The 14,694-nt window shown below is 64.4% G+C and carries 15 protein-coding genes; 5 read left to right on the top strand and 10 right to left on the bottom strand.

The annotated features are described in order from the left end of the window. Positions 1 to 219: 219 nt before the first annotated feature. From HMPREF3067_RS05930 to HMPREF3067_RS05920, 3 genes are read right to left on the bottom strand one after another with little or no spacing between them, the layout of a single operon-like run. A complete protein-coding gene (locus HMPREF3067_RS05930) occupies positions 220 to 1,227 on the bottom strand; it encodes a hypothetical protein (RefSeq protein WP_070768803.1) in 1,008 nt (335 codons plus the stop codon). Continuing rightward, a complete protein-coding gene (locus HMPREF3067_RS05925) occupies positions 1,220 to 2,038 on the bottom strand; it encodes an ATP-binding cassette domain-containing protein (RefSeq protein ID WP_070768802.1) in 819 nt (272 codons plus the stop codon). Before HMPREF3067_RS05925 ends, HMPREF3067_RS05930 begins: the two co-directional genes overlap by 8 nt. A gap of 27 nt (positions 2,039 to 2,065) precedes the next feature. Beyond that, entirely contained in the window at positions 2,066 to 2,440 is a 375-nt protein-coding gene (locus HMPREF3067_RS05920; protein ID WP_070768812.1) for a GntR family transcriptional regulator, read from the bottom strand. 250 nt (positions 2,441 to 2,690) lie between these two features. Here HMPREF3067_RS05920 and HMPREF3067_RS05915 point away from each other — a divergent pair, with 250 nt between their 5' ends. Continuing rightward, the gene (locus tag HMPREF3067_RS05915; RefSeq protein ID WP_070768801.1) at positions 2,691 to 3,854 is read left to right on the top strand and encodes an NYN domain-containing protein; all 1,164 of its coding nucleotides are present in this window, start codon (positions 2,691 to 2,693) and stop codon (positions 3,852 to 3,854) included. 13 nt (positions 3,855 to 3,867) lie between these two features. Here the strand turns inward: HMPREF3067_RS05915 and HMPREF3067_RS05910 are convergent, their stop codons facing one another. Together HMPREF3067_RS05910 and trxA are read right to left on the bottom strand one after the other, a co-directional pair. Further along, positions 3,868 to 4,689: a PspA/IM30 family protein gene (locus HMPREF3067_RS05910; RefSeq protein ID WP_070768800.1), complete on the bottom strand. Its 822-nt coding sequence runs from the start codon at positions 4,687 to 4,689 to the stop codon at positions 3,868 to 3,870. Between the two features lie 101 nt (positions 4,690 to 4,790). Next, positions 4,791 to 5,174 carry a thioredoxin gene (gene trxA, locus HMPREF3067_RS05905; protein ID WP_070768799.1) on the bottom strand — a complete coding sequence of 128 codons (384 nt, stop codon included), beginning with the start codon at positions 5,172 to 5,174 and terminating at the stop codon, positions 4,791 to 4,793. Positions 5,175 to 5,355: 181 nt separating this feature from the next. Here trxA and HMPREF3067_RS05900 point away from each other — a divergent pair, with 181 nt between their 5' ends. The 4 genes from HMPREF3067_RS05900 to HMPREF3067_RS05885 all read left to right on the top strand — a co-directional run bounded on the left by HMPREF3067_RS05900 (position 5,356) and on the right by HMPREF3067_RS05885 (position 9,858). Then, positions 5,356 to 5,556 carry a heavy-metal-associated domain-containing protein gene (locus HMPREF3067_RS05900; protein WP_070768798.1) on the top strand — a complete coding sequence of 67 codons (201 nt, stop codon included), beginning with the start codon at positions 5,356 to 5,358 and terminating at the stop codon, positions 5,554 to 5,556. Beyond that, positions 5,557 to 7,842 (top strand): heavy metal translocating P-type ATPase, encoded by a 2,286-nt coding sequence (locus HMPREF3067_RS05895; protein ID WP_070768797.1) that lies wholly within the window; start codon positions 5,557 to 5,559, stop codon positions 7,840 to 7,842. It begins immediately after the preceding gene. Positions 7,843 to 7,916: 74 nt separating this feature from the next. Next, on the top strand, positions 7,917 to 9,257 hold the full coding sequence (locus HMPREF3067_RS05890; protein WP_070768796.1) for an MFS transporter: 1,341 nt from the start codon (positions 7,917 to 7,919) through the stop codon (positions 9,255 to 9,257). A 58-nt stretch (positions 9,258 to 9,315) separates the two neighbouring features. Then, the gene (locus HMPREF3067_RS05885) at positions 9,316 to 9,858 is read left to right on the top strand and encodes a VanZ family protein (protein WP_083319165.1); all 543 of its coding nucleotides are present in this window, start codon (positions 9,316 to 9,318) and stop codon (positions 9,856 to 9,858) included. On the opposite strand, the gene dnaB is transcribed toward HMPREF3067_RS05885, so the two are convergent. The 5 genes from dnaB to HMPREF3067_RS05860 all read right to left on the bottom strand — a co-directional run bounded on the left by dnaB (position 9,825) and on the right by HMPREF3067_RS05860 (position 14,683). Beyond that, positions 9,825 to 11,282: a replicative DNA helicase gene (gene dnaB / locus HMPREF3067_RS05880; protein WP_070768795.1), complete on the bottom strand. Its 1,458-nt coding sequence runs from the start codon at positions 11,280 to 11,282 to the stop codon at positions 9,825 to 9,827. The genes HMPREF3067_RS05885 and dnaB overlap by 34 nt on opposite strands. A 184-nt stretch (positions 11,283 to 11,466) precedes the next feature. Next, positions 11,467 to 11,967 (bottom strand): hypothetical protein, encoded by a 501-nt coding sequence (locus HMPREF3067_RS05875; protein ID WP_070768794.1) that lies wholly within the window; start codon positions 11,965 to 11,967, stop codon positions 11,467 to 11,469. Between the two features lie 33 nt (positions 11,968 to 12,000). After that, a complete protein-coding gene (locus HMPREF3067_RS05870) occupies positions 12,001 to 12,969 on the bottom strand; it encodes a universal stress protein (protein ID WP_070768793.1) in 969 nt (322 codons plus the stop codon). 65 nt (positions 12,970 to 13,034) lie between these two features. Continuing rightward, a complete protein-coding gene (locus tag HMPREF3067_RS05865) occupies positions 13,035 to 13,523 on the bottom strand; it encodes a MarR family winged helix-turn-helix transcriptional regulator (RefSeq protein ID WP_070768792.1) in 489 nt (162 codons plus the stop codon). A gap of 65 nt (positions 13,524 to 13,588) precedes the next feature. Beyond that, the gene (locus HMPREF3067_RS05860; protein ID WP_070768791.1) at positions 13,589 to 14,683 is read right to left on the bottom strand and encodes an inositol-3-phosphate synthase; all 1,095 of its coding nucleotides are present in this window, start codon (positions 14,681 to 14,683) and stop codon (positions 13,589 to 13,591) included. Positions 14,684 to 14,694: the final 11 nt, after the last annotated feature.

Here is a 14,694-nt window from a genome sequence, read left to right as displayed (position 1 = left end):
GGCACACTATTGAGTTCTCAAACATCACTGCCACCCAAACGAACACACACAGAAAGTACGTGCTCATTTAAGAGCTTTGAAAAGATTTTGTCAGGGCCTGTTTTCCTGCCGCCTCTCTACCTTGGACTCTGTCTCAAGGAGGGGCGCTGTCGGTCGCGCTGACCCATATGAATTTACACACCGGTCTTACATTCCACAAATCGCCTGGTAGTTAAGCTTTTAAATGATTTTTTCGAGGTCCAGTTTGCGCACCATTCCGCCGCCCAGGCTCGCACCGCCGGCGGAGACCCGAAACAGGCCCCAAGCGATTAGGTAGGCCACGAGCGGGAAGCCGAGCAGCGCCATTCCCCATCCGGGGAACTTCACCCAGGCGCTAATGCTTAGGGCGAGCATGACCAGGACCGCGGCGAACGCCCACCAGTTCTTTTTGGAGATGAGCTCTAGCGTGACGGCAATGGGCGCAATCCAGAAAGCCACAAAGACCACCTGCCAGACATCGCAGTAGCCGAGGAGAAATTCCAGACCCCCTAAGAACAACGCCAACGCTACGCTCAACCAGCCGGTCAGCCATACGGCATTTGCCCAAGATCGGCGCGTGCCACCGAAGGCGAGATTATCCCGCCAGGTCTGCCGGACGGTGTCCATCACGATCGGCACCTGTACTCCGGTGACCCCTGCCGCCATCGCAATAGGGTTCGTCCAGTTCCAAAAGTGGTCGATGATGCCGAGGGTAATCGCTACCAGGCCCGGTACCGCCCAGACCATAAGCCAGCTGCGAACCAAGGGTCGATAAACAATTTGAGCCGTCGGCGTGCCCGGGAAAATCCCATTGTCGGTCCGTCCCTCCGTTTCCGGTAGGCGTTCCGACAAAGACTTTCGCTCCGGTTCGCCAGGTCTGAGCCAGATTAAACCGACGATCGCGACGGTCGGCAGGGCAATCCACCATTGGGCGACCAGAGCTGAGATGGCGGCCGGAAGCAGAAAGAACCCGGCATGGACTTTGCGAAGCTTCTGCCACTCGCGGGCCGGCAGCCCCAACAATTGGAACGGCGCGAATTCGGGGTCCGTTAGCGACGCCGACACCGCGATAATGGCACTAACGAGTACCGATTCCCAAACACTCGCGTTCGGAAGCAGGGCTGCTCCCCAAAACAGGAAGAGAACTCCGTAGGCGACAAGCTTCCATTTCGCACTAATTGCCCAAAGAAGACCGAATCGGTTAGGCATTGTGCTCGCCTCCCACCTGGGCCAGGGCCGCCACGGCGCGGGCGAGTGTGACCTCGCTGGCGCGCAGCCCGAGCTCCCGGGCCTGTTCGAAGACGGCGTCGATGAGGTTCGGGCGGGCATCGACAAGCGCCTTGGAGCCTAGCTTTCCTTCGTGGCGCTCTAGGACGGGCACATCTAGGCGCGACAGGGCCCGGTCGAGCTGTTCAGGATTGCCGGTAAGCTCGAGTACGCCTTCCAAGATCTCCTCGACCCCGCCCGTGACTGGGTTCTCGCCCATCAGGGAGACGGTATCCAGGTAGGCCGCCAAGTCGTCGAGGTGGTGGGTGGAGACGATGATGGTGCGCCCATGCTCTTCCTGCAGGGTCTCGTAGAAGACCTCCTGATTGCGCGCATCGAGACCCAGGTAGGGCTCGTCGAGAAGCATGTTCTCGCAGCCCGAGGCAACCGCAAAGACGATGCCGAGGGCCGACTTCTGGCCGCGCGACAGGTTCGCATAGTTCGTGCTCGGCAGGTCAAAGCGCGCAATCAACTCTTCGGCACGGCGGGCATCCCAGGTGCGCCAGCGCGCTTTACCAATGGTCATGAGCTTGCGCGTATTCCACCCGTCGATGAGTGGGGTGTCAATCCCCATGAGGATGGTCTTATCCAGCACGGCCGGGTTATCGAAGGGCGCTTGCCCGTCCACCCGCACGCCCTCGGAGGGGAGGTGGCCTGCGATCCGGCGCAGCAACGTGGTCTTGCCAATGCCATTGCGGCCCACCAAGCCATGGGTTAAGCCGGGCTCGAAGGTGAAATCGGAGGTCGTAATCATAGTCGTACTCCTTTGTTTTCTGCGGGTCTAGTGGTAGAGACCGCGGCTTTCGGCCACGCGCACGATGAGGTCGAGGAGACCCTCGCGGTCGTAGCCGAGCCGCACCGCCTCGTCAATGAGCGGGGCAACATATTCCGCGGCGAAGTCCCCACGGCGTCGCTTGCGAATGAGTTCGGTTGCTCCGTCCGCCACGAACATGCCGATCCCGCGGTGTTTTTCTAGGATCCCGAGATCAACCAGCACGGTCAGGCCCTTGCGGGCGGTGGCCGGGTTGATGTTGTGGAAAGCGGCCAGCTCGTTGGTCGAGGGCGCTTGCGCGCCTTCCGCCAGCGTGCCGTCCACGATGGAGTCCTCGACCAATGTGGCGATCTGCCGGAACAAAGGTTGGGTCGCGTTATCCATGTCCACCTCAGGATCTGTCGTATTTTCGTTGTTGAAGGTTGGTTAGTTAGTCGGTTAGTTACTCACATAACTAACCTAAACATAGGTACCCGTTTTCCGCAATCGCTGGGATGAAAAACCGGCGTTAACTCTCAGATTTCACGCTTCCACCTGGCGTTTTAGGAAAAGAGATCGACGTTGACACGCGAATGAGGCAAACTGGAAGGTACCGAAATTTATTTAGAACAAAGAGAAACGGATTTTAGGAGCCATGCTTGAACGCACAGTTGTATTCGTCGACACCTCGTATTTGTTGGCTAGCTTTTACAACTCCTGGGAAATTGGAGCTCGCGCGCAGCTAGAAATCGACCTCCCCGAGGTGGTATCCACCCTCGGGTCCATGATTGAAAACCAGATTGGCAACCCCGTCCACCGCCAAAACTGGTACGACGGCATCCCGGACACCGGCCCCCACCGCTACCAGCGCGCGCTGCGCACCTGCGACGGCGTGCAGCTGCGGACGGGCCAGCTCATCGAGTGGGGCGAACGTCGTACACAAAAGGCCGTCGACACCCGCTTGGTAGCCGACATGGTCATCGCCGGTTACGGGCGCCAGTTCACGGATTTCGTGTTGGTCTCCGGCGACGCGGACATGATCCCCGGTGTCCAGGAGGCAACGGAAAACGGCGTGCGCGTCCACCTCTACGGATTCGGCTGGGACTCTATGTCCTCCGCCCTGCGCCACGCCTGCGACTCGACCACCATCCTGGACCCGCGCGAAGACTTCGCCGACGCGATGGAGCTGCAGGTCCTCGAGGGCCCGCTACCGCCCGCCGTCCGGGATACCAGCTCGACCGAGGACACCACTGATCCTTGTGCCGAGGACGCAGACACCACCCCGGAGCAGGCCGACGCACCGCTGCCACCGGAGGAAGATTCCCGGGTCGAAAAGGAGCTCGGCGGCGACGCGGCGACACCGCAGCCGGAAGCCAAACCGGAGCAGGCCCAGGCACCGGCCGCCGCCCCCAAGCCAGGCGCCCCGAAGCCCGGGGACCAGATGCCGGCCAACCAGAAGGCCGAGAACAAGAAGCCGGCCCCGAAGCCGTCCATGATGGCGCCGCGGCGGAAGCTGCGCTCCCGCTACGTGCCGCTCCCGGAGGAGGTGTGGACCTCCGCCGGATTCCAGACCCCGTTCGACGTGGGCCAGCAGTACGCGTCGTGGTGGTTCGACAATGCCGCCAACACGGAGCAGCGCGACCAGGCCCACCTGCTTTCGGGCGGCGGGCTTCCCCCGGAAATCGATCGCCCGCTGCTGCAGTTCGCGTGCGAAACGCTGCACGAATACACGTTGAGTGAAAGCCAGCGCGTCAATCTGCGCGATGGCTTCCACTCGGGGATTCGCGGCGTCCTCATCAACATCCGCCGCGATAACTAGCGATCGCTAGGGCTTAGCCCTTCGCGGAGTCAGTGGACTCTGCGGACTCGGCGTCGCCCTTTTCACCGGATTCCAGCTCGGCGGCGGTATCCGCGCCGGACTCCACCTGCTTGCCGCTGTTCATCGACGCGCGGATCTCGTCCAAGCGGGCGGCCGCCTTCATATCCGTGCCGCTCGCGGCGATTTCCTGCATGTGGGCACCGGCGGAGTCCTGGTAGAGCTCCTGCGCGCCGAGGGCGTCGGTGTAGCGCTTTTCAATCTTGGCCCGCACCGAATCCAGGGTCGGGGTGTCCCCATCCGGGGCCAGCTCATTCATGGAGTTGAGCGCCTCGGAGTTCTTTTCCTGCATCTCTGCCTGGTCGGCCTGGGCCATCAGCTGGTCCACCTGGGCCAGCTGCTCCTTCAGGCGGGCGGCGGACTCCTTCTGCTGGCGCTGCGCCTGCTCCGCGGCCTGCTTTGCAGCCGCGTGCTGGGTCTTCAGGTTCTCCAGCTCGTTTTCGGCGGAGACCAGCTGGGAGGCCAGGACCTCAGCGGCGTCGTTGTACTCCTGCGCCTTCTGGCTATCGCCTTCCGCGGTGACCTTGTCCGCCAGCTCCAGCGCGCGCTTGGTCTGGTTCTGGTACTCTTCCCGGGTCTTGACCAGGCGGTTCAGCTGCATTTCCAGCTTGTTGCGATTGCCGATGATCTCCGCGGCCTGGTCGGAGATTTCCTGGTGCTGCTTCTTGGCACCCTCGACGGCCTGCTGGATCTGGACCTTAGGATCAGCGTTCTCATCGATCTTCTGATCGAAGGAACTCATCAGGTACTTCCAGCCCTTGCTGAACGGATTAGCCATAGCTTTTAAGTCAACTCCTCGGGTACATCGAGCATAAAAATCGCTTTCTCGCGAGTTTAGCGTTACTCGCGGGAAAGCGTGGGGCGAAAGCTGCGAAAGCCCTAGTTGTTCTCGGCGTCTGCCTGGGCGTTCTGCTCCGCAACCTGCTTGCGGACTTCGTCCATGTCCAGGCCCTTGACCTGCTCAATCAGGTCCTCCAGGGCGGCCGGCGGCAGGGCGCCTGCCTCGCGGAAGACCATGATGGAATCACGGAAGATCATCAGGGTCGGGATGGACTGGATCTGCAGGGCGGCAGCCAAGCCCTGGTTGGCCTCGGTGTCCAGCTTGGCGAAGGTGAGATCGGTGTGCTTTTCCGAAGCCTCCTCGTAAATCGGGGCAAAGCGCTTGCACGGGCCGCACCAATCGGCCCAGGCGTCTACGAGGACGATGCCCTCTTCGGTAACGGTCTTCTCAAAGCTATCTTCGGTCACATCGATGGTCGCCATCTGTACGTTCTCCTCAATTTCGCGGTACAGGTACGTTGGCCACAACGGTACCGGACGCGCCTTTATTCCGTTTCTTCCGGTGCGGTCTCTGCCGAGCCGATCCTGGGAAAACCCACTCTTGCCAGATACCCCATGGGGGTATAGCATGAGGGAGAGAAAGCAACCGAGGAAAGGAGCCACCATGGCTACCAAGAACTACACCGTCGAAGGCATGACCTGCGGGCACTGCGAGCTCTCCGTCCAGGAAGAGGTCAGCGAGATTGCCGGCGTGACCGAGGCCAACGCCGATCACACCACCGGCACGCTCACCGTCACGGGCGAGGACTTCAGCGACGAGCAGGTCGCCGCCGCCGTGACCGAGGCCGGATACCAGGTGAAGTAAATGCCCGCCCCCGATCTTGCCCGCGCCGCTGATACCGCCCACCTAGACCTAGGCGTCACGGGGATGACCTGTACCTCCTGCTCCTCACGGGTGCAGCGCAAGCTCAACAAGGTCGAGGGCGTCGACGCCCAGGTCAATTTCGCCACGGAGACCGCCACTATCGACTTCGACCCGGAGCTGTCCACGCCGCAGTCGCTCATCGACGTCGTCCGGGCCGCCGGCTACGACGCCTTCGAACTCTCCGGCGCCGGGACCAACAGCTCCGGTGGCGCGGCGGGTGATTCCCCCACGGACGCGCTGTCCGCGGCCCGCGACAACGAGGCCCGGCAGCTGGCCCGCCGGACTATCTGGGCAGCGGTGCTGTCCGCGCCCGTCATGGTCGTCTCCATGGTGCCGGCCTGGCAGTTTATGCACTGGCAATGGGCCGCCGCCATCCTGGCCACGGTGGTCTACGTGGTCGGCGGCGCCCCCTTCCACACCGCCGCCTGGGCGAACCTCAAGCACGGCGCGTTCACCATGGACACGCTCATCTCCTTGGGCACCTCCGCGGCCTATTTCTGGTCGCTGTACGTCATGTTCTTCGGCAACGCCGGCATGCCCGGCATGACCATGCACATGACGTTTAGCTCCAACCACGCCGAGATGGACCACATTTACTTCGAGTCGGTGGGCATGGTCATCACCTTCCTGCTACTGGGCCGCTGGTTCGAGACCCGCGCCAAGGGCCAATCCTCCGCGGCCCTCAACGAGCTGCTGACCCTCGGGGCAAAAGACGCCACGGTCCTGCGCGACGGTCAGGAGGTGCGCGTACCGATCGAGGAGCTGGCCGAGGGCGATATCTTCGTCGTCCGGCCCGGCGAGAAGATCGCCACCGACGGCGTGGTCATCGCGGGCAATTCCGCGATCGACGAATCCATGCTCACGGGCGAGTCCCTGCCCGTCGAGGTCACCGAGGGCTCGGCTGTCACCGGGGCGACCATCAACTCGTCCGGCCGCCTGGAGGTCAAGGCCACGCGCGTCGGCAAGGACACGACCCTGCAGCAGATGGCCGAGCTGGTCACCGCCGCCCAGGCCTCCAAGGCGCCGGTGCAGCGGCTGGTCGACCGCATCGCGCAGATTTTCGTCCCCGTGGTGCTGGCTATCTCCGCGCTGACCCTCGTGGTCCACCTCTTCTTCGGCGGCGTTGCGGCGGCCTTCGTCGCCGCGGTCTCCGTGCTCATCATCGCCTGCCCCTGCGCCATGGGCCTGGCCACCCCCACCGCCATGTTGGTAGGCACCGGGCGCGGCGCCCAGCTGGGCCTGCTCATTAAGGGCCCGGAGATCCTGGAGTCGACCAAGCAGGTCGACACCATCGTGCTGGACAAGACCGGCACCGTCACCGAGGGCGCCATGCGGGTGGCCCAGGTCTTCAACGCCGAAGGCGCCGCCAGCCAGGCGGAGGTCCTCGGCTTGGCCGCCGCCGTGGAGGCCGGCTCTGAGCACCCCATCGCCCGCGCGATCTGCGCCGCCGCCGAGGGCGATTCGGCGGTCCCGACTGCTACCGACTTCGCCACCGTGGCCGGGCAGGGCGCGCAGGCCCAGGTCGACGGCCACACCATCCGCGTCGGTCGCCCGGCCGGGCAGCTTTCCGATGCCCGCCGGCTGGCCACCGCCTTCGCCCGGGCGGAGGAAGCCGGCGGCACCGCCGTGGTCGTGACCCGCGACGAGGAGGCGATCGGCGTCATCGACGTGCGCGACACCGTCAAGGACACCTCGGCCGCGGCCATCGCGCAGCTGCGTCAGCTGGACCTGCGCCCGCACCTGCTTACCGGTGACAACGAAGGCGCGGCCCGGGCCGTGGCCGCGCAGGTCGGCATCGATAGCGCGGACGTGACCGCGGGTGTCATGCCGGAAGACAAAGTGGCGGTTATCCGCCGGCTGCAGGAAGGCGGGCACAACGTGGCGATGGTCGGCGACGGGATCAACGACGCCGCCGCCCTAGCGCAGGCCGACCTGGGCCTGGCCATGGGCGCAGGCACGGACGTGGCCATCGAGGCTTCCGACATCACCCTGATGAACAGCGACCTGCGCGCCGCGGTGGATGCGATCCGTCTGTCGCGCCGCACGCTGCGCACCATCCAGGGGAACCTGTTCTGGGCCTTCGCCTACAACGTCGTGCTCATCCCCGTGGCCGCCTTCGGCCTGCTCAACCCGCTCTTCGCCGGGCTGGCGATGGCGCTAAGCTCCGTCTTCGTGGTCAGCAATTCCCTGCGGCTGCGCGGTTTTAAGAGCACTATACGGGGGTAGGAGAAGAAAACGCCGCTGGGCAGACGCATAAAACCTTGGCTCAGCGCGGTATCACGGCCTACAGTTAGGTTTCCATGACCCCTATCACTCCTACATCCCCCACCCGCAACCAACGCCTAGACCGCCTGCCGGTGACCCCCAAACACCGGCGGCTCATCGTTGGTTCCGGGCTCGGCTGGGCGCTCGACGCGATGGACGTCGGGCTGATTTCCTTCATCATGGCCGCACTGGCCCTGCACTGGGACCTGAGCAGCACGCAAACCTCCTGGCTGGCCTCGGCCGGCTTTATCGGCATGGCCATCGGCGCCTCCGTCGGCGGGCTTCTCGCAGACAAGCTGGGCCGCCGTCAGGTCTTCGCCGCCACCCTGCTCGTCTACGGTCTGGCCACGGGCGCCTCCGCGATGGCAACGGGGCTGGCGATGCTCATCGTCTTGCGCTTCATCATCGGCCTGGGGCTGGGCGCCGAGCTGCCCGTGGCCTCCACGCTCGTCTCGGAGTTCTCGCCACGGCGCATCCGCGGCCGGCTGGTGGTAATCCTCGAAGCTTTCTGGGCGCTGGGTTGGATCGCCGCCGCCGTAATCGGCACCTTCGTCGTCGGCGCCTCCGACTCCGGCTGGCGCTGGGCCCTCCTCATCGGCATGGTCCCCGCCGCCTACGCCGCCTACGTGCGCCTGGGACTCCCGGAATCCGTGCGTTTCCTGGAGGACCGCGGCCGCCACTCGGAGGCCGAAGAGATCGTCCGCTCCTTCGAAGACTCCGCCGAAAAATCCGGCGCCACCGTAGAAACCGAGCCGCCCGCCGCGGTGGAAACGGCCCCGGCAGATGAGAAGGAATCCCTGTTCTCGCCGCGCCTGCGCCGGCGCACCGCGGCCTTCTGGACCGTGTGGTTCTGCGTCAACCTGTCCTACTACGGCGCGTTCATCTGGATCCCCTCCCTGCTCGTGGCCGACGGTTTCGGCCTGGTGAAGTCCTTCAGCTTCACGCTGATTATCACTTTGGCGCAGCTTCCCGGTTACGCTGCGGCCGCCTGGCTCATTGAGGTCTGGGGGCGGCGGGCCACCCTTACCGTCTTCCTGGTGGGCTCCGCGCTTGCCGCCGGTCTCTACGGCTGGGCCAGCACGGAGGTGCTCATCATCCTCGCCGGCTGCCTGCTGTCGTTTTTCAACCTGGGTGCCTGGGGCGCTCTCTACGCCATCGGCCCGGAGCTCTACCCCACCCGCCTGCGCGGTCGCGGCACGGGGGCGGCCGCCGGATTCGGCCGGCTGGCCTCCATCGCCGCCCCGCTTATCGTGCCACCCATCGTGGCCGCGGCCGGCGCCCCCTGGCTCTTTGTCCTTTTCGCCGTCTCCTTCGCCATAGCCGCCGCGGCAGCCTGGGCCTTGCCGGAACAGGCGAACAAGGAACTAGCCAACTAGCCGCCGCCACCGTCCACGCCGCCCAGACTAACCGGCGCTATGTGCTTTAATGGCTTTCATGCGTACCTGGCTGTCTCTGCTGTGCTACCTCACCGTGATGGTGGCCATCACCACCCTGAAGCCCTTCTACCAGATCGGCTATCTCTGGGACCCGGCGCGCCAGCGGGTACGGGAACTACACTTGATCCCCTTCGACGAATTCGCCGGCTCCACCTGGTTTGCCCCGCTTTTTGAGTACGCCGGCAACACGGCCTTCTTCGTCCCCTTCGGGGTGCTGGCCTTCATCCTGGTACCCAGCGTGCGCAAGGTGACCGCCTGCGGCTTCGCGGTGAGTCTGGCCGTCGAGGTGGTCCAGTACCTGGGCGCGCTGGGGCGCACCGACATCGATGACTTGTTGTTTAACACCCTGGGGGCGCTCATAGGCGCGCTGATCGCGCGCGCCTGCGGCCGTAGGGCCTACCCCGTCTGGCGGGGGCTGTCCTTCGCCCTGACCGCAGTTTTCGTCGCGCTCGTGGCACTGGGCCCGCGCCTGGGCGACGCGGACAAGGTCGTCGACCTGGCAGGCGCCTACCCGTGCCCCATGTTGACAAACCGGGAGTAGTGCAGCTGGTGGGCGACGCCAACGTCGCCGATGGGGCCGCCACGGTGCTTGGCCAGGATGATGTCGGCCTCGCCGGCGCGCTCGTTGTCGCGGTCCTGGGAGTCCGGGCGGTAGAGCAGCATGACCATATCCGCGTCCTGCTCAAGGGAGCCGGACTCACGCAGGTCGGCCAGCTGCGGGCGCTTGTCGGTACGGGCCTCCGGACCACGGTTCAGCTGGGAGATGGCGATGACGGGCACTTCCAGCTCCTTGGCCAGAAGCTTCAGGGAGCGGGAGAACTCACTGACCTCTTGCTGGCGGGACTCGACCTTCTTGCCCGAGGACATCAGCTGCAGGTAGTCCAGCACGATAAGATCCAGGCCGTGCTGCTGCTTGAGGCGGCGGGCCTTGGTGCGGATTTCCATCATCGTCAGGTTCGGCGAGTCATCGATAAACAGCGGCGCGTCCTGGATGCGGTTCAGGGTGTCATTGATCTTGGTCCAGTCATCGCCGCTGACGTTGCCGCCGCGCATGTCCGACAGCTTGACCTCGGACTCGGCGGAGAGCAAGCGCATGACGATTTCGGACGCGGACATCTCCAGAGAGAAGATGACGGACGTGCGGCCGTGGGCCAGGGAGGCCGAGCGCATGAAGTCCATGGCCAGCGTCGACTTACCGACGCCCGGGCGGGCCGCGATGATGATCATCTGCCCGGCGCGCAGGCCGTGGGTGAGCTTGTCCAGGTCGTAGAAGCCGGTCGGCACGCCGGTTTCCTGGCCGCCGTTTTGCAGCTCCGTGAGCTCATCAATGGTGGGCGTAATCAGATCGCCCAGGACGTGGTAGTCCTCTGCGGTCTTCTTCTGCGCGACCGCGAAGACCTGCTGCTGGGCGCTGTCCAGCAGCCCCTCCAGCTCCTGGTCCTCGGTGCCCTCGAAGCCGAGCTCCACCACGCGGGTGCCGGCGTCCACCAGGCGGCGCAGCACCGCCTTTTCCGCCACGATCTCGGCGTAGTAGCGTGCGTTAGCGGCGGTCGGCACGCTGGACAGCAGCGTGTGCAGGTACGGCGCGCCGCCGACGCGCTCCAGATCGTGCGAACGGTCCAGCCGGGAGGCCAGGATGACCGGGTCGATCCGCTTGTTCTCCGAGTACAGGTCCAGCATGGCGTGGTAGATGATGCTGTGCGCCGGGTAGTAGAAATCCTCCGGGTCCAGCTCCTCGATGACCTCGATCAGCGTGCTGGGGTTTAACAGCATGGAGCCTAAAACGCCCTGCTCGGCGTCCTTGTTGGCCGGCGGGTGCCGGTACTCCGCCAGCTGGTTGAATTCCTCCCGGCCGCCGCGCTTGGCCGGACGGGAATAGCTGCGGTAGCCGCCCTCGTCCGGCGGTTCCGGCGGGATATACCCGTCGTCAAAGCTGTCGAAACTCGCGTTCGCCTCAGCCGCCATGGTCGTCTCGCTCCCCTTCACAAAATAGTGTGCGCAGTAATCTCGGTAGTCTCTGTCCTCGCGGTCAACTCAGTTTAACCGCCACCGCAGACACTGGCTCAGACACTGGCCCCCTCCGGGCCTCTGCCTGCTCTTTTCTCAGTCTTCTCCCGGTATCCCTAGTGGGACATTCTCGGCCCGCCGCCTACATGGTCGCCACGATGACGTACTGGAGGCCGGTAAAGATCCAGATCATGCAGTTGGGGATAAGCACCCACATAACCCCCATCCACGGCCGCCAGCGGATATAGCCGCGGTACTTGCGCACCAGGATGGCCCCGCCGCCCAGCATGCCGAAGACCGGCACCACGAGCACGGCGAAGCCCCAGAAAATCTGCTGGCCGGGGCTGCACAACCAGGTGGCCTCCCCGGCCTCACACAGGGGTCCGCCTATGAGCCGCATGATGATGCCAAGGACGAAGGCCACCGCGAACGAGGCCACCAGCACCGCGCCGACGTACCACAGGGCCTGGCGGCTGGACTGCTCGTTCTTCTGCGCGATGACGGCCGGGTCCGGCTCGTCCGCGAGCTCGTCGAAGTTGTGCGGCTCCGGCCGGGGCACGTTGCTGAAATCGGCGTCCGTCGACAGATCGTTTTCCGGGTGCTCGAAGCCGCGGGAATTATGGGACCGCGAATGATAGGACATAATGGGCCCTAGTTTAGCCCAGCCGCTAGCCGCTTAGTGACCAGCCGGATAGACGAAGACCGGCACGCGCATGTGCGGCAGGAGTTCCGTGGCGGTGGAGCCGATAAATACCCGGGCGATCGGTCCCATCGGGTTAGACCCCATCACCATGAAATCGCCCTTTTTCCACTTCAGGGCATCAACCGCACCGCGCCAGCCGCTGCCGATGCCGATGTCGGTCCGCACGTCCAGCTCCGGGTAGCGCTCAATGACCCAGTCGCGGGCGACGTCCAGCAGCGCCAGCGATTGTTCGCGCCACTGGTTGGTCAACTCGTCGGCGACATCGCGGTGATTGTCGAAGGGGGCGTGGATGATGCCGGACGGGGAAAAGGCCAGGATGCGCAGCGGCACTCCCCACTTGTCGGCCATCTCCGCCGCGCGCCCCAGCGCCGGATCGTCCTTCTGCCCGTCTTCTTCGGTGAAGGCGAAATTCACTCGGGTCACCCCGTGCTTGGAGAGCTTGACCTGCTTCGGTGCCAGCCCGACCGGCACGGGCGAATAGTGCAGCAGGGTATCTGCGGTGGAGCCGGCCATGAAGCGGCCCTTCGGCGCAGCCTGGTTGGGGCCGAGCAAAATCATGTCCGCCGCGAAATCGTTCGCCGCCTCCGTGATGAGCTGTGGCTTGGACGAGCCGTTGGACAGCCACGAGACCTCGTCGTCCCAGCAGGATTCATCCAGCCCTGCCGCCACCAGGGCCTTTTCTACCTCTGCGCGGCAGGCCTCGGCTTCCTTGTGGAAGTATTTCTTGTATTTCTTGCCCAGCTTGAACAAAGGCGTGGCCGCCCAGGGCTGCAAAAGTGTAGACAAGACCCGCACCTTAACAGGCATGGTCCGCGACAACCAGGCGGCAAAATCGATCGCCTCGGTGCCGGAGTAGCTGGGCGTCCACGAGACCAACATGCGCATGGTCTGCGGCAATTCTGCTACTTCGGCGTGATCGTCAGGGAGGTTGTCTGTGGGCATGAACCTAATTCATCATAGGGGGGGATTGCTGTCTGACCATTTTATAAATGTCACTCCCCTATTACCTAATCCCAGTTGGGCCGGTAGATCTCCGCCAGCTGGTTAATCAGGTCTCCGACTTCCTCGGCCGTCTGCAGGCCGTCCTTGTCCAGCCAACGCAGGATCTCCGCCAAGGCGTGCGCGCGCTGGCTCGAGACTTTCTCGAGTTCCTGGTCGCCTTCCGGGGTGAGCGCGACCAGGACACCGCGCCGGTCATTTTCGTCGCGCATGCGCTTGACCAGCCCGCGCCGCTCCAGCTGGTATAGCGCGTTCGAGGCGGTGGGCATGCGGATGAGCTCCGCCTGCGCGATCTGGCTAACACGGGACGGGCCCCGCTCCTTGAGCTGGTTCATGATGGAGACCTGCGACGTGGTCAGGCTCGATCCCTCGGTCGTGCGCTGGAAAATCACCATCAGCTTGTTCAGAGCCGGTTGAATCTTCGCAGCGACAGCGAAAGCCTCCTCCGCGCTGGACGGGGATACTTGGGGCTTTTCAGCGGGGCTAGATTCATTCATGAAACCTAAGTTTAGCGTTTTTGGGCAGCAAACGTTAACACCTTCCCCGCTCCCCGCTTCCCCGGCTAGGACTGCCCGCCGCGGATGAATTCCTCCAGCTGAGCACGCGCGATGTCGTCCGGTAGTTGCTGCGGCGGGGACTTCATCAGGTAGGAGCTGGCCGGCAGGATCGGCCCGCCCAGGCCGCGGTCGAGGGCGATCTTGGCCGCGCGCACCGCGTCGATGATGATGCCGGCGGAATTCGGCGAGTCCCAGACCTCCAGCTTGTATTCCAGGTTGAGCGGGACTTCGCCGAAGGCGGAGCCCTCCAGACGGACGTAGGCCCACTTGCGGTCGTCCAGCCACTCCACGTAGTCCGACGGGCCGATGTGGACGTTCCGGTCCTCCTTCTTGCCGCCCAGCGGGCCGGACTGCAGGTTGGAGGTCACCGCCTGCGTCTTGGAGATCTTCTTGGACTCCAGGCGGTTGCGGTCCAGCATGTTCTTGAAGTCCATGTTGCCGCCGACGTTGAGCTGCATGGTGCGATCCAGGCGCACGCCGCGGTCCTCGAAGAGCTTGGCCATGACGCGGTGGGTGATGGTGGCGCCCACCTGCGACTTGATGTCGTCGCCGACGATGGGCACGCCCGCGTCGGTGAACTTCTTAGCCCACTCCGGGTCGGAGGCGATGAACACGGGCAGGGCGTTGACGAAGGCACAGCCGGCATCGATAGCCGCCTGGGCGTAGAACTTGTCGGCCTCCTCTGAGCCCACGGGCAGGTAGCTGACCAGCACTTCCGCCCCGGACTCACGCAGGACCTGGGCGACGTCGACGGCCTGCTCGGCGGATTCCTCGATGCTGTCCAGGTAGTGCGTGCCCAGTCCGTCCAGGGTGGGGCCGCGCTGGACGGTAACCCCCAGGTCCGGGACCTCGGCGATGGTGATGGTGCAGTTGCGGGAGGCGCGGGTGGCGGCGGCCAGGTCCGCGCCCACCTTGGCGGCATCCACGTCGAAGGCGGCGACGAATTCGATGTCGCCGACGTGGTAGTCGCCTAGCCGCGCGTGCATGAGGCCGGGAATTTTCTCGTCCTCGGCGGCGTTACGGTAGTACTCCACGCCTTGAATGAGGGAGGTGGCGCAGTTGCCGACGCCTACGATGGCGACTTTGACTTTTCCATTCACGGTCGGGTCTA

The sequence above is a fragment of the Corynebacterium sp. HMSC04H06 genome, assembly GCF_001815935.1.
Taxonomy (GTDB): domain Bacteria; phylum Actinomycetota; class Actinomycetes; order Mycobacteriales; family Mycobacteriaceae; genus Corynebacterium.
This window is presented reverse-complemented; position numbering and strand designations above follow the sequence as displayed.

Bases quoted from the DNA above. Each gene is read 5' to 3' on its own strand.
- HMPREF3067_RS05930 (WP_070768803.1), bottom strand. From the start codon at position 1,227: ATGCCTAACCGATTCGGTCTTCTTTGGGCAATTAGTGCGAAATGGAAG.
- HMPREF3067_RS05925 (WP_070768802.1), bottom strand. From the start codon at position 2,038: ATGATTACGACCTCCGATTTCACCTTCGAGCCCGGCTTAACCCATGGC.
- HMPREF3067_RS05920 (WP_070768812.1), bottom strand. From the start codon at position 2,440: ATGGATAACGCGACCCAACCTTTGTTCCGGCAGATCGCCACATTGGTC.
- HMPREF3067_RS05915 (WP_070768801.1), top strand. From the start codon at position 2,691: ATGCTTGAACGCACAGTTGTATTCGTCGACACCTCGTATTTGTTGGCT.
- HMPREF3067_RS05910 (WP_070768800.1), bottom strand. From the start codon at position 4,689: ATGGCTAATCCGTTCAGCAAGGGCTGGAAGTACCTGATGAGTTCCTTC.
- trxA (WP_070768799.1), bottom strand. From the start codon at position 5,174: ATGGCGACCATCGATGTGACCGAAGATAGCTTTGAGAAGACCGTTACC.
- HMPREF3067_RS05900 (WP_070768798.1), top strand. From the start codon at position 5,356: ATGGCTACCAAGAACTACACCGTCGAAGGCATGACCTGCGGGCACTGC.
- HMPREF3067_RS05895 (WP_070768797.1), top strand. From the start codon at position 5,557: ATGCCCGCCCCCGATCTTGCCCGCGCCGCTGATACCGCCCACCTAGAC.
- HMPREF3067_RS05890 (WP_070768796.1), top strand. From the start codon at position 7,917: ATGACCCCTATCACTCCTACATCCCCCACCCGCAACCAACGCCTAGAC.
- HMPREF3067_RS05885 (WP_083319165.1), top strand. From the start codon at position 9,316: ATGCGTACCTGGCTGTCTCTGCTGTGCTACCTCACCGTGATGGTGGCC.
- dnaB (WP_070768795.1), bottom strand. From the start codon at position 11,282: ATGGCGGCTGAGGCGAACGCGAGTTTCGACAGCTTTGACGACGGGTAT.
- HMPREF3067_RS05875 (WP_070768794.1), bottom strand. From the start codon at position 11,967: ATGTCCTATCATTCGCGGTCCCATAATTCCCGCGGCTTCGAGCACCCG.
- HMPREF3067_RS05870 (WP_070768793.1), bottom strand. From the start codon at position 12,969: ATGCCCACAGACAACCTCCCTGACGATCACGCCGAAGTAGCAGAATTG.
- HMPREF3067_RS05865 (WP_070768792.1), bottom strand. From the start codon at position 13,523: ATGAATGAATCTAGCCCCGCTGAAAAGCCCCAAGTATCCCCGTCCAGC.